This window comes from Amycolatopsis sp. NPDC049159, assembly GCF_040648295.1.
Lineage (GTDB): Bacteria > Actinomycetota > Actinomycetes > Mycobacteriales > Pseudonocardiaceae > Amycolatopsis > Amycolatopsis pretoriensis_A.
The window spans coordinates 16,199-29,391 of sequence record NZ_JBEZDL010000028.1; the positions used below are offsets into that span (position 1 = coordinate 16,199).

General features: G+C 73.0%; 14 protein-coding genes. 8 read left to right on the plus strand and 6 right to left on the minus strand.

All coding sequences use genetic code 11. The features are described 5' to 3' along the window. Positions 1–403: 403 nt before the first annotated feature. Entirely contained in the window at positions 404–1,150 is a 747-nt protein-coding gene (locus AB0B33_RS39595) for an ATP-binding protein (protein WP_360781687.1), read from the minus strand. 166 nt (positions 1,151–1,316) lie between these two features. Between AB0B33_RS39595 and AB0B33_RS39600 the strand changes: the two genes are divergently transcribed. Both AB0B33_RS39600 and AB0B33_RS39605 read left to right on the plus strand, forming a co-directional pair. Further along, the gene (locus tag AB0B33_RS39600; RefSeq protein WP_360781689.1) at positions 1,317–2,627 is read left to right on the plus strand and encodes a lipase family protein; all 1,311 of its coding nucleotides are present in this window, start codon (positions 1,317–1,319) and stop codon (positions 2,625–2,627) included. Positions 2,628–2,675: 48 nt separating this feature from the next. Beyond that, a complete protein-coding gene (locus tag AB0B33_RS39605) occupies positions 2,676–3,311 on the plus strand; it encodes a TetR/AcrR family transcriptional regulator (RefSeq protein ID WP_360781691.1) in 636 nt (211 codons plus the stop codon). A 46-nt stretch (positions 3,312–3,357) separates the two neighbouring features. Here the strand turns inward: AB0B33_RS39605 and AB0B33_RS39610 are convergent, their stop codons facing one another. The 5 genes from AB0B33_RS39610 to AB0B33_RS39630 form a co-directional block, all read right to left on the minus strand. Then, positions 3,358–4,161 carry a hypothetical protein gene (locus AB0B33_RS39610; protein WP_360781693.1) on the minus strand — a complete coding sequence of 268 codons (804 nt, stop codon included), beginning with the start codon at positions 4,159–4,161 and terminating at the stop codon, positions 3,358–3,360. Continuing rightward, on the minus strand, positions 4,161–5,393 hold the full coding sequence (locus tag AB0B33_RS39615) for a sigma-70 family RNA polymerase sigma factor (RefSeq protein ID WP_360781695.1): 1,233 nt from the start codon (positions 5,391–5,393) through the stop codon (positions 4,161–4,163). The genes AB0B33_RS39610 and AB0B33_RS39615 overlap by 1 nt, the downstream gene beginning before the upstream one ends. Continuing rightward, positions 5,390–5,752: a YciI family protein gene (locus AB0B33_RS39620; protein WP_360781697.1), complete on the minus strand. Its 363-nt coding sequence runs from the start codon at positions 5,750–5,752 to the stop codon at positions 5,390–5,392. The genes AB0B33_RS39615 and AB0B33_RS39620 overlap by 4 nt, the downstream gene beginning before the upstream one ends. A 193-nt stretch (positions 5,753–5,945) precedes the next feature. Beyond that, positions 5,946–6,647 carry a BTAD domain-containing putative transcriptional regulator gene (locus AB0B33_RS39625; protein WP_247024474.1) on the minus strand — a complete coding sequence of 234 codons (702 nt, stop codon included), beginning with the start codon at positions 6,645–6,647 and terminating at the stop codon, positions 5,946–5,948. 137 nt (positions 6,648–6,784) lie between these two features. Beyond that, positions 6,785–6,991, minus strand: a complete 207-nt coding sequence (locus AB0B33_RS39630; protein WP_360781699.1) for a hypothetical protein — start codon at positions 6,989–6,991, stop codon at positions 6,785–6,787. A gap of 167 nt (positions 6,992–7,158) precedes the next feature. On the opposite strand from AB0B33_RS39630, the gene AB0B33_RS39635 reads away from it, so the two are divergent. Genes AB0B33_RS39635 through AB0B33_RS39660 form a run of 6 tightly spaced genes read left to right on the plus strand, consistent with a single transcriptional unit; the run spans position 7,159 to position 13,187 of the window. Next, positions 7,159–7,731: a DUF4255 domain-containing protein gene (locus AB0B33_RS39635; protein WP_360781701.1), complete on the plus strand. Its 573-nt coding sequence runs from the start codon at positions 7,159–7,161 to the stop codon at positions 7,729–7,731. Continuing rightward, a complete protein-coding gene (locus AB0B33_RS39640; RefSeq protein ID WP_360781703.1) occupies positions 7,728–8,453 on the plus strand; it encodes a carboxypeptidase regulatory-like domain-containing protein in 726 nt (241 codons plus the stop codon). Before AB0B33_RS39635 ends, AB0B33_RS39640 begins: the two co-directional genes overlap by 4 nt. Before the next feature lie 16 nt (positions 8,454–8,469). Further along, positions 8,470–10,734, plus strand: a complete 2,265-nt coding sequence (locus tag AB0B33_RS39645; RefSeq protein WP_360781705.1) for a phage tail sheath C-terminal domain-containing protein — start codon at positions 8,470–8,472, stop codon at positions 10,732–10,734. Positions 10,735–10,750: 16 nt separating this feature from the next. Continuing rightward, on the plus strand, positions 10,751–11,209 hold the full coding sequence (locus AB0B33_RS39650; protein ID WP_247024469.1) for a phage tail protein: 459 nt from the start codon (positions 10,751–10,753) through the stop codon (positions 11,207–11,209). Beyond that, on the plus strand, positions 11,209–12,690 hold the full coding sequence (locus AB0B33_RS39655; RefSeq protein ID WP_360781708.1) for a phage tail sheath subtilisin-like domain-containing protein: 1,482 nt from the start codon (positions 11,209–11,211) through the stop codon (positions 12,688–12,690). The genes AB0B33_RS39650 and AB0B33_RS39655 overlap by 1 nt, the downstream gene beginning before the upstream one ends. Continuing rightward, positions 12,687–13,187, plus strand: coding sequence for a phage tail protein (locus AB0B33_RS39660; RefSeq protein WP_247024467.1), 501 nt, complete (start codon positions 12,687–12,689; stop codon positions 13,185–13,187). The genes AB0B33_RS39655 and AB0B33_RS39660 overlap by 4 nt, the downstream gene beginning before the upstream one ends. Positions 13,188–13,193 lie beyond the last annotated feature (6 nt).

Below are 13,193 nucleotides of genomic sequence, written 5' to 3' on the forward strand. Positions count from 1 at the left end.
ACGTGCGGAGCACTGTGCTCGGGAAGACGGTGTGGGCGCGGCTCGACTGCGGGAGCGGGGCGATCCGGCCGTGCTCGGTGCGGGCGGAGCCGGTCGCGATGGACCGGAGCCGTGCTGACGGTGGGCTCAGGCGGGCGTGTGGCAGACGCTTTCCCGCCGGACCACTGCGGGCTGCTGTCCCGGCGCCGCGCGGAGTGCGCCGCGAGGTGCGGGCCCAGATCGGCGGCACTCGGTCGGGGTAGCGGTAACGACACCGCCGCGCGGAGTGCGCCGCGAGGTGCGGGGTCCAGGCGGGCGGTACTCGGCCGCGATCGGGGCAGGGAAATAACGCCGCCGCGCGGTGCGTGCCGAGGCCGCCGGCGGCGCTCAGCCGTGGCCGCGGGTTGTGGCCGTGCTGACGGGTTCAGCCCGGCGCGTGGCGTTCAGTGGTCAAGACCGCCCAGACGGCTTTCCCGCCCGACCACCGCGGGCTGCTGCCCCAGCGCCGGGCCGAATGCGCCACGAGGTGCATGCCCAAGCCGGCGGCCCCCGGGCGCGGTCGTGGTAGCAGCACCGCCGGGTGGGTGTCGTCGTCGAGTACCGCGATCGTCAGGCGGCCGTGGCGCAGGTCCAGGCGGAGGGTGGCCGGGGACTCGGTGTGCTGGACCGCGTTCGTCGCGAGCTCGCCGGCGACGAGGATCCCGTCGTAGACGAAGTGCGTGACGTCCCACTCCGCGCAAGCCCGGCGCACCGCGGCACGGGCGATCGCCGGGGCTTCGCTGCTGCGCGGCAGCGCCAGTTCCGCCTGGCGCCGGGCCGGTTTGCCCAGTGCGCGCTCGGCGCTGGGGACGTCCTCGCCGAGGGCGGCCTCGCGGTGGATGCCGTGCTCCCGCAACGCGCGCGCGTGGTCGGGGGTGCCGGTGGCCAGTGCGAGCGGGATGCCCGGCCAGAGCCGGATCCGGCGGGCGACGAGCGCGAAGACGCCGACCGGGGCGACCGGGCTGAAGTCGAGGTCGCCGACGCCGGCGATCACCGCGTCCGGGCCGTCCGCCGCGATCTGGAGCAGGCCGTCGCGCAGGCGCCGGTAGCTGCCGAGGTGGAGGCCGCCGGTCACGGTGACGAGGGTGTAGTGCGGCCGGGCAGCGACTTCGAGGTCGAGCGTGCCGTGCATCGTCTCTCCTCCGCCGAGAACCCGGTATCGCCACGTTAGGTCCGGACCGTCGCCCGCGGTAGTCCTCCACGGGCGGGTGAGGATCGTGTACGCGGCTGTACACCACACCTACTCGCTGGTAGGTTACCGCCGTCGTGTGATCCACTTCATGATTCAAAGGGGAGTCATGATCCGAAAGCCCGCTCGCCTCCCGGCCCTCGCCGCCGCGCTCGCGCTCGTGTTCGCCGCCGCTGCGGCGACGCCGGCCGCCGCCGCGTCGTCCGATTCCTTCTACTCCTACGACGGCGGCGCGCCGCTGTCGTCGTTCGCACCGGGGACCGTGCTCAAGACGCGGACCCTGGCCTACCACGTCGTCGGCCTCGCCACGCCGGTGCAAGCCGTGCAGCTGCTCTACCGCACCACCGACGCGCAGGGCCGCCCGGCCGCCAACGTCACCTCGGTGGTCCGCAGCATCACCGGCGACCGCACGAAAGCCGTTTCCTACCAGTCGGCCTACGACTCGCTCGACCCCGCCGACGCGCCGTCGCGCGCGATCGCCGGCGACGTCACCCTCGGCGGCCTGCTGCCCAACGGCGAGTCGCTGCTGCTGCTCCCGTCGCTGCTGCTGGGCTACAACGTCGTCGTGCCGGACACCGAAGGGCAGACCGCGGACTTCGCCGCCGGGCCGGAGTACGGCACCACCACGCTCGACTCGATCCGCGCCGCGACGAGCTCGGCCGCCACGGGCATGGACGGCGGCACGAAGTTCGGCCTCCTCGGCTACTCCGGCGGGGCCATCGCGACCGGCTGGGCGGCCGCCCTCGCGCCGGGGTATGCGCCCGACGTGAACAAGAACCTCGTCGGGTTCACCGAAGGCGGGGTGCTCGTCGACCCCGCGCACAACCTCAAGTACGTCGGCGGCAGCCCGGTGTGGTCCGGGGTCATCCCGATGGCGCTGGTCGGCGTCGCGCGCGGCTTCGGCATCGACCTGCGGCCGTATGCGAGCGAGTACGGACTCAAGGTGCTCGACGAGCTGGAGCACGCGTCGATCATCACCGCGCTGGGCCGGTACCCGGGGCTGACGTGGCAGAAGCTCGTGAAACCGGAGTACGCCAACCCGAATTCGGTGCCGCCGTTCGTCGCGGCGGTGAACAAGGTCAACATCGGTTCGGCGCCGACGCCGTCGGTCCCGGGCTTCATCGCCCAGGGCAACGCCGGGTTCCTCGAAGGCACCACGAGCACCCTGCCCGGCATCGGCACCGGGGACGGCGTGATGGTCGCCGGTGACGTGCGGGCGCTGGCCCGGCAGTACTGCGCCACCGGCAACGACACCATCAAGTACGTGCAGTACGACGCGCTCAGCCACGTCGGCGGCGCGGCGGCGTGGGCGCCCGCGGCGATCGGCTGGCTCGCCGACCGGTTCGCCGGCAAGCCCGCGCCGTCGAACTGCGGGCACATCCCGGCGGGGAACTCGCTGGCCCCGGAAAAGCCCGCCTGAGCCCGTTCGCCGTACCCGGCGGTGGTCGGGCCGGGTACGGTGCCGCGGGTGAGGACGCTCCCCAAGGGGCCGCACGGCCTGAGCCGGGAAGAGGTCGCCGGTGCGCAGCGCGCCCGGCTGGTCGAAGCGGTGCTGGCCAACGTCGGCGAACGCGGCTACGCGGCCACGACCGTCGGCCACATCACGGCGGCCGCGGGCGTTTCCCGCACTTCGTTCTACGAGCAGTTCACCGGCAAGCAGGACGCGTTCCTCGCCGCCTACCGAGCGGAGACGGGGCAGTTCCTCGGCCAGGGCGTCGCCGTGGCGATGGCGGCCCCGTCCCCGCTGGCGGCGGTCGCGGCGTGCGGCGACTTCCTGGTCGGCTACGCGCACCGCCGCCCGGTCGCCGCCCGCGCGGTCCTGCTGGAGATCTACGCACTCGGCCCCGCGGGGCTCGAAGCCCGCGAAGAGGTGCTGCGGGCGGGAGAAGCGGTGTTCGACCGGACCGCGGCCTGGTTGCGCACCACCGAGCCGGCACTGGCACCCCCGCCGCCGTTCACCGCGCGGACGGTGGTCGCCGCGACGATCGAGCTGCTGACCCAGGCCATCTGGCTCGCCACGGACGACGCGTACGACCAAGCCCGCGAGGCGGTCCGGCACACGTGGCTGCTGGGCTTGTTCGGCCACCGCGCGATCCCCGGCTGAACGGGCGGCCGGCCCGGGAGCCGTCGGTGAGATCCACCCGATCGGCTCAGTCCGCTCCGGCCGCGCGCTTCGCCGCTTCGAAGCTCCGCAACGCCGCCCCGACCGCCGCGGCCACGGTCGCCTCGAAGATCTCGTCCTCGCTGTACCCCGCGGTCTTCAGCGCCTCGACGTCGGCGTCCGTCACCCGGTAGGACGCCTCTCGCACCGTCGTGACGTACGACCGCAGCGGCTCGGGGAGGTCGTCACCCAGGCGAGCTGCCGCGGCCGCCAGGTCCGTGCGGGGGCCCTCGGCGATCAGGAAGCCCGGGAAGCGGTAGCCGAACCGGTGCAGGGAGCGTGTTCCCGTCTCGAGCTGGCCCTCGCGCAGGACGAAGCCGAACGCGTTGGCGAGGCGGTTGACGATGTTCCACACCAGGTTCACCCGCAGGGCCTCGGCGACCGCGTGCGGGGGCACCGCGGCGACGACGGCCGCGTCGGCCCGGTCCCGGCTGACGCCTTCCACGAACGTGCGGACGGCTCGCAGTTCGGGCCGGGCCGAGGCGGGGTCTTCCGGGTCGAGCTCGCCGGGGCCGGCGATGCGGACCAGCTCGGTGTGCGTGACCACGCAGAACGGGCACTCGTGCACCTGCGCGGTGGCCATCGCGAGGTATTCGCGTTCCGCCGCGGTCCAGTACGACGGGCCGCGCATCGCCGGGGCGGTCAGCTCCAGCAGCGGGCGGGCGAACACGCCGGGCCGGTAGAGCAGCAGCTTGACGATGTCGGGGGTGGCGACCCCGGACCGCTTCGCGGTGAGCGCCATGAACAGCTTGGCGCGGCGGCGGTGGCCGTGGTCGAGAATGGACAGTCGCATCAGGACTCCGTGGGGTCGAGCGCCCGCAGGCGGGCGGCGAGGAAGCGCCGGTCGGCGGGCTTGGTGGCCAGGTCGTGGGCCCGCCGGTACGCGGCCGCCGCCTCGGTGGTGCGGCCGAGGCGGCGCAGGAGGTCCGCGCGGGCGGCGTGCAGCAGGTGGTAGTGGCCGAGGCCGTCGATCCGGTCGGTGAGCGCGAGTCCCTCGGCCGGGGTGGTGGCCATGGCGACGGCGACGGCGTGGTTCAGCGCGGCCACGGGGGAGGGGTGCACCACGAGCAACTGCTCGTAGAGCCCGGCGATGCCCGCCCAGTCCGTCCGGCCGGCCGACGGTGCCTGCGCGTGCAGGACGGCGATGGCGGCCTGCAGCTGGTACGGCCCGGGCTCGCCCAGGCGCAGCGCCCGGTCGAGCAGGCCGACCGCTTCGGCGATCTCGCCGTGGTCCCACCGCGAGCGGTCCTGGTCTTCGAGCAGGACGACGTCGCCGTGCTCGTCGTAGCGCGCCGCCGCGCGCGAGTCCTGCAGGAGCAGCAGGGCGGCCAGGCCGAGGGCCTCCGGTTCGTCGGGCATCAGGGCCGCGACGAGCTTCGCCAGCCGCACCGCCTCCCGCTGCAGCCCGCGGTACTCCGGCCGGTCGCCCTCGGCGGTGTAGCCCCGCGTGAAGATCAGGTAAACCACGGCGAGGACGCCGGTGAGCCGTTCGGGCAGGAGGTGGTCGGCGGGGACGGCGAGGCTGATCCCGGCGTCGCGGATCTTGCGCTTGGCCCGGACCAGCCGCTGGGCCAGTGCCGCCTCCCCGACCAGGAACGTGCGGGCGATCTGCCCGGCGGTCAGCCCGGCCACGGCGTGCAGCGTCAGGGCGACACGCGCCTCTTCGGCCAGCGCGGGGTGGCAGCAGGTGAAGATCAGGCTGAGCCGCTCGTCGCCGACGGCGAGCAGGCTGCTTTCCCCCGCGTCCACGGCCGTCACCTCCGGCCCCGGGCCGAGTTCGGCGAGCTTCTCCCGGCCCCGGCGGGCTCGCCGGAGCCGGTCGATCGCGCTGTTGCGGGCCGTCGTCAGCAGCCAGGCGACCGGGTCGTCCGGTCCGCTGCCGTCCCACTTGCGCAGGGCCAGCGCGCACGCGTCCTGCAGCGCGTCCTCGGCGAGTTCGAAGTCGCCGAGGACGCGCACCAGCGCCGCGAGCATCCGGGACCGGTGCTCGCGGTAGGTCGTCCGCAGCAGGTGCGCCGTGCTCATCCGCGGTGGTCGAGACCCGGCACGCCGGCGATCGGCCGGACCTCGATCGAGCCGACCGCGGCCATCGGGCACAGCGCGGCCAGCTCCAGGGCTTCGTCGAGGTCGCGGCAGTCGAGGACGTAGGCGCCGCCGAGGTGCTCGTGGGTCTCGGGGTACGGGCCGTCGGTGATCAGGGTCTTGCCTTCGCGCACGGCGACCGTGGTCGCGGTGTGCTCGCCCAGCAGCGGGTGCCCCGAGACGAAGGCGCCGCGCCGCCGGCACTCGTCGGCGAAGGCGTTCACCCTGGCCAGCGCCTCGGGGAAGCGCGGGTCGCCGGGCTCGGGACGGTCGCAGTCGTAGATCAGCAGCATGTACTGCACGGGCTCCTCCAGCCGGTCGTCGTACCCCGTTCGAAGAGGATGACGAACGGCGGGACCGTACCTCGACAGGCGCGCCCGGGCGGATTTCGCCCGTTCGGACGGGCGACCGTGCCGAAATCGTCGTCGCCCGATCGGGAAATACGCCTGTGCGGAATTGCCCGAAAGGGCAATCGCCATTGTTTTCGGGCCGGAACTAATGCGCGCTCATGTGCGGCAGGAGATCACGGAGGGTATCGGAAGGTTCGAGTCCCAGCTCCTCGAGCAGGGTGCACCGGCACTGCTCGTACTGGTGCTGCGCCGCCGCCCGGTTGCCCGCCGCGAGGTGCGCGTCGATCAGGACGCGGTGGGCGCTCTCCCGCAACGGCTCCGCGCGCACCGCGGACAGCGCGGCGGCCACCGCCTCGCCGTGGCGCCCGGCCGTGGTGAGCCGCTTGGCCATGGCTTCCAAGGCGTAGAGCCGCAACTGGTGGTACTGCTCCTGCTCGATCAGCACCCACTCGTTGTCCGACCACTCGGGCAGCAGATCGGCCGACAGGTCGTCGCGGGTCTGGCGGGTCAGGATCTCGTCGCACCCGCACGTCTTGTCCAGCAGGCAGTGCGCGCGGGCGACGGCGTCGTGGATGTCGACGGTGATGTTGCCCGCCAGGGCCATTTCCTGCACGGACGCCTCGATGACGCGGTACCCGGTCCGCGACGCGCGCCACAGCGACGAGCGCAGGTTCGCGTTCGCGCGGGGCGTCGTCGCCTCCGGCCACAGCGTTCTCGCCACGTACGTCCGCGGCCGCGGCCGGTCCTGCAGCGCGAGGAAGGCGAGCAACCGCTGCGCGCTGTAGGACAGCGCGACCGGGTCGTCGCCCACCAGCAGCGTGAACCCCTTGAGCAGCCGCAGTGTCACGATCTGTGTTGCTTCAATGCGCATCGGTTCCCCAACCCACGCCCGCCACCGATCGGATCGACCCCACCGTGGGGCAATTCGCGACCCGCACGGGAAACGTTACCGGGAATCATCGTCGATGCGGCGTCGACCAGGCGTCACGAAAACGTCATCGGGTCCGCTCCGAGCTCGTCCAGCCAGTTCTGCACGGCCGCCTGCACGGCCTCCCGGGACGTGACCGCGACCGGTCGGGCCTCCTCGGTGCCGATCGTGGAGAGGACGCGGACCCGCAGGGCGCCGGGGTCGCCGCCTTCCAGCCACGCCCGCAGGACCATGCTGCCGGACCGTTCCTCGGGGACCTCCACGGACGCAGGATGCGCGCAGGCCTGTCACCACGGCGTCGCCGCCGCGTGTGCGGCCTCGTCAACGCCCGCGGCGGGAACGCCGTCGTGACGCTCGCGCGACGCGCGGGTCGCGGGCCGGCCACGCCACCCCTGCGATGCTGCCGCGGCACGAGCAGGGGAGGACGGGCATGGGCGATTTCGGGGTCGTCGCGGACGTTTCGACGATCATCGTGGACCGGCTCAACGAGGCGCTGCGGGTACTGGATCCGCACGACCCGCCGACGGCGGTGCTGAGCGACCTCGAGGACCGGCCGAGCCGCGCCACGCTCACGGTCTTCCTGTACGAGATCGCCGAAGACCCGACTTCGCGCAACCGGCCGCCGGTGCGGTCGCTGCCGCCGTCCGCGCCGACGAGCCGCAAACCGCCGATGGCGCTGCTGCTGCGGTACCTGATCACGCCGTGGGGAGGCAGCCAGGCCACGCAGCACCAGATGATCGGCCGGGCGCTGCAGGTCTTCTACGACGACGCGATCTGGACCGGCGAAGAGCTGACCGGCAGCATGGCCGGCACCACCGAGGCGCTGCAGTTCACGCTGACGCCGCTGACGCTCGATCAGAAGTCGTGGATCTGGTACGCGATCCAGAAGCCGTACCGGCTGTCCCTCAACTACGAGGTCCGGGTCGTCAACCTCGACTCGCTCGACGTATCCGAGCTGCGGCTGGTCCGCAGCCGCACGATCAACGGGACACCGGTGCCATGACCCGCTTCCACCCGCTCGAGTCCTCCGTCCTGCACAGCCCGGCCTGGTTCGTGCCGTTCGACGAGTTCGCCCAGCGCGCGCGGGCCGCCGACGTGAGCACCGAGCTGGAACGCTTCGACCCGGCCGAAAACGCCTGGGTGCTCCAGGAAACGCCGGCCATCCGCACCCCGAGCGCGGTGATCGCCTACCCGGAGCTCGGCCGCCGCCGGGGCCCGGGTGCGCAGCCGGAACGGTTCCGCGTCCGCTTCGCCGCCATCGGGCTCGCGCCGCTGTACCCGGCGGACGGCGAGCCGTTCGACGCGGGCGTGGCCGGCGTCGAGTTCACCGCTCACCCCTACGACGACGACACCCCGCCCGCCGCGGCCGGCGAGCCGCGCGTGGTCCGCCTGCTGCCGAGCACCGCCTTCCCGTACGGGTCCGGCGTCCGCACCGTCTACGGCGTGGTCGTCGCCGAGGACCAGGTGCCGGTGGCGAACGCGCTGGTCGAAGCGCGGGGGGTCACGAGCCGGGACGGCGTCGCGTGGCTGGAGCGGACGCTGACCGACGCGGCGGGGGCGTTCCGACTCGCGCTGCGCTGGGAGGGCGAGCTCGTCACCGGGCCCCCGCCGGTGCAGCTGTTCCACCTCACGGCCACCGAACGGCCCGGGCGGACCGGGTCGCTGGACGTCCGGCTGCCCACCGAACGGCATCTCCGGCACGTCATCGAAATCGTCGAGCAGTAGAGAAGGAGCTGAAACCATGCCCGAATACCTGAGCCCCGGCGTCTACGTCGAGGAGGTCGACGCGGGGCCGCGGCCGATCGCGGGGGTGAGCACCAGCACGGCGGGCATGGTCGGGGTCACCCAGCGCGGCCCGACCGGCGGGAAGCCGAAGCTGGTCACGAACTTCCTGGAGTTCCAGACGACCTTCGGCGGCTTCCTGCCCGAGCCGGACCCGGCGATCCGGGACGCCTGGGCGGAAAACCCGGCCGAGGGCGGCCGCTGGTGGCTGTTCCCGCTGGCGGTCAAGGGGTTCTTCGACAACGGCGGCCAGCGCCTCTACGTCAAGCGGGTCGCCAGCGAGACCGCGCAGGCGGCGTCCGGCACGCTCGGCACCGGCCTGGTCAGCGCGATCACCCGGGACGCCGCGGCCGGGGCGAAGATACTGGAGCTGGCCCACCTGGTCGGCTTCACCGGGTCCGACGAGGTCAAGGTCTTCCGCGGGAGCGACAACGTCGAGATCGGCACCGTGACGATCACCGCCTACGACGCCGCCAAGGGGCGGGTCACCCTCGGCACCGGGCTGCCGGCGGAGGTCAAGGCGGCCCGCGGCGACTACGTGCAGAAGGCCCCGCGGGTGGCCACGCCGAGCCTGCGGTTCTCCGCGTCGAGCCCCGGCTCCTGGGGCAAGGCGGTCCAGGTGCGGATCTCGCCGTCGGTGAGCGCGTCGCTGCCGGTGCTGCCCGACCCGAACGAGGGACCGCTGTTCATCACCGCGCTCGCCGCCGAAGCCGACGCCGACGCCGGGTCGGTCCAGGTGAACGCCGTCCCCGGGCTCGACCCCGACGACCTGCCCGACGACGTCTGGATCCTGATCGGCGACCGGCGCTTCCCGGTCACCGTGGCGCAGCCGGAAGCCGGCAAGGTGACGCTCACCTTCCCCGACGGCACCCACCACGCGCCGTGGAAGACCGGCCTCACCGTGCGCCGGGTGCGCCGGGCCAACGCCGGTGCCGGGCCGAAGCTGCGGATCAGCGGCTCGAGCCGGCTGTACGAGGGCGCGCTCGCCCAGCTCGACACCGGCGACCAGCTGAGCACCCTGACCGTGGTGGCGATCGAGCCGGACGAAGTCGTCACGTTCGGCGCCGACACCCCCGCGCTGGTCTTCGAGACCGCCCGGCTCCTGCTGGTCGAATCCACAGTGGACACCCGGTTCGGCGACCCCGGCGGCGGCTCGGTCACCGAGACCTTCCGCAACCTGCGCCTGACCGGCGACGCGCCGGGCACCGTGACGGGCACGCTGGCGAGCCAGTCGCGGCTGGTGCGGGCGACCGCGCTGGACCTGAGCACCGACCCCACCGAGTTCCCCACGCCCGCCACCGGCTCGTGGCTCAGCCTCGCCGACGACGGCGACGACGCCTTCGGGGGCCTCGACGTCGGGGACTTCGTCGGCACCGACGGCGGGAGCGGCAAGCGCACCGGCATCGTGGCGCTGGAGGACATCGACGAGATCGCGATCTGCGCGGTGCCCGGGGTGTGGGCGGGCACCGTCGAGTCGGCGCTCGTGACGCACTGCGAGCAGCTCAAGGACCGGTTCGCCGTCCTCGACCCGCGCGACGGCCTCGACATCGAAGGCATCCAGGAGTTCCGGGAACCGTTCGACACCAAGTACGCCGCGCTGTACTACCCGTGGCTGGTCGTCAACGACCCCTCGACCAACCAGTTCGTCGAGGTGCCGCCGTCCGGGCACATGATCGGGATCTACGCCCGCACCGACGTCGAGCGCGGGGTGCACAAGGCACCGGCCAACGCGGTCATCCGCGGCATCCGGCTGACCGACGGCATCGCCCAGGACGTCACCAAGCGGCACCAGGACCTGCTGAACCCGCGGGGGATCAACGCGCTGCGGTTCTTCCCCGGCCTCGGCCAGCGGGTGTGGGGCGCGCGCACGCTGTCCTCGGACACCTCGTGGAAGTACATCAACGTGCGCCGGCTCTTCCTGTTCCTCGAGGAGTCGATCGACGAGGGCACGCAGTGGGTCGTGTTCGAACCGAACGACGAATCGCTGTGGGCGCTCGTGCGGCAGACGGTCGCGAACTTCCTCACCACCGTGTGGCGCAGCGGCGCGCTCGCCGGCACGACCGCGGACGAGGCCTTCTTCGTCCACTGCGACCGCTCCACCATGACCGACGACGACATCGCGAACGGACGGCTCATCTGCGTGATCGGGGTGGCGCCGGTGTTCCCGGCGGAGTTCGTGATCTTCCGGATCCAGCAGAAGACCCGCGAGCCCCAGCTCGTCTAGCTGAAAGGCAACCGAAATGCCACCTGTGACGCGCGACGATCCGTATGCCGCGTACAACTTCCTGGTCATCGTGACCAACGTCAGCGACGACGGCGTCGCGGTGAGCGGGTCGTTCACCGAAGCCAGCGGGCTGGACGTGGAACTGCCGGTGATCGAGTACCGCACCGGCAGCGAGGACATCACGGTCCGCAAGCTCGTGGGCCTCAAGAAGTTCCCGAGCGCGCTGACGTTCAAGCGCGGGGTCACCGGCCACGTCGGGTTCTGGAACTGGGTGAAGGAAGCGCTCGACGGCCGCGTGCGGCGCACGTCCGGCTCGATCGTGATGCTCGACGAGAACCGCCAGGAGGTCATGCGCTGGAACTTCGACCGGGGCTGGCCGACGAAGTACACCGGACCGTCGTTCAACGCGACCAAGAACGAGATCGCCATGGAGACGCTCGTGCTGGCCGTCGAGAGCTTCGTGATCGACGCGTGATGACCAGCGCGGCGCTTCCCGGCGTTTCCCTGACCTTCGACCGCGCGGCGGCCGGGGACGAGCCGCTGCGCACGGACGTGGCCGTGTTCCTCGGCCGCACCCGGCGCGGCCCGCTCGGCCGTCCCGTGCGCGTCGAAAGCTGGAACGACGTCGTCGGCGAGTTCGGGCCACCGGACGGGACGTCGGCGACGCCGTACGCGCTGCGCGGGTTCTTCGAGAACCAGGGCCGGGCGGCGTGGGTGCTGCGGGTGTCCGGGCCCGCCGGGTTCGCCGGTGCGCGGTGGACGGATGACTACCGCGTGGTGGCCGCGAGTCCCGGCGCGTGGGCGAACGGCGGCCGGGTCACCGTGCGGTATCGGGGGAGCAGCGTCGCGGGTCCGCCGGCGGTCACCGTGCGGGTGCTCGTGCCCGGTGAACCGGCGGAGACCTTCGCGGGCATGGCGCCGGGGGACGTCGCCGACCGGCTCGCCGGGTCCCGGCTGATCCGGCTGGTGCCGCTCGACCCGGACCGGCCGGTGAGCCCGATCCCCGCGGACGCGCCGATCTCGCTGGCGTGGGACCTCACGCTCGCCGGCGGCACGGACAGCCCGCCGGGGCACAACGAGTACGCCGACGCGGTGGTGGCGCAGGCCGAGTTGCCGGAGCCGGCGCTGGTGGCCCTCCCGGACCTCGGTGCCGACCTCACCGGCACCGACCACGCGGACCTGGTGCTGGAACTGCTCCGGGTGGTGGCCCCGCTGCTGGACCGGCTGGTGCTGCTCGACGTGCCGCCGGACCTGTCCACAGTGGACGAAGTGGCGGCCTGGACCGAAGCGCTGACGAGCTTCGGCGACGAGGTGCTGCTCGCCGCGGCGGCGGTGTACCACCCGCCGTTGCGGGCGCCCGCGCCCGACGGCACCGGATTGCGGACCGTCCCGGCGTCCGGGCACGTCGCGGGCCTGGTGGCCCGGCTCGACGCCGAGCGCGGCGCCGCGCACACCCCGGCCAACGCCACGCTGCTGGACGCGGTGGACCTCGAGGTCGAGTACCCGGAAGCGCAGCAGGTCCGGTTGTTCGACGCGGGCGTCGACCTGGTGCGGTGCCTGCGGGGCCGCGGGCTCGTGGTGTGGGGCGGGCGGACGCTGTCGGCCGACCCGCGCCGGGTGTACGTCGCCCACCGCCGCCTGCTGCACCTGCTGGTGCGGGCCATCCGGCGGGCCGCCGCGCCGCTGGTGTTCGAGGTGAACGCGCCGGAGCTGCGGCTGGCGCTGGTCCGCGCGATCACGTCGGTGCTGCTGGAGGCGTTCCGCACCGGGGCGCTCGCCGGCAGCCGGCCCGAGGACGCCTTCCGCGTGGTGTGCGACGAAACCAACAACCCGCCGGAGCAGGACCCCGGGCGGGTCGTGTGCGAGGTCGAAGTCGCGCCGGCCGTGCCCATGGAGTTCATCGCGCTGCGGCTCGTGCTCGGCCAGGACCGCGGTCTGGAGGTGATCGAGCAATGACGACACCGGTCGACCAGCTGCTCGCGCTCAACGAGCCGCTGCCCAAGTTCCGCTTCCTCGTGACGCTGTCGGCGGCGGACGTCTACCTGCCGCCGGCGCAGGCCCTGCTGCTGCAGGTGGTGGCCTCGGGCGCCTTCCAGGAGGTGACCGGGCTGGGTGCGCAGCTGGAGGTGGTCAACTACCCCGAAGGCGGGCGCAACGACGCGGTGCACAAGCTGCCGCTGCGCCACTCGTGGAACCCGATCACGCTCAAGCGCGGCGTGGTCCGCGACCGCCTGCTGTGGTCCTGGTACGAAACCGGCCTGCACGACTCGCTCGGGGCCCGCCGCGACGGCGCCCTGATCATGCTCGACGAGGCCGGGCTGCCCGCGAAGTCGTGGCTCTTCCACGGCGGCCTCGCCGCGAAGTGGACCGGCCCGGACCTGCACGCCGAGCAGAACGCGGTCGCGATCGAATCACTGGAAATCGCCCACGAGGGCCTGACGGCCGTCCTCTAGGAGACA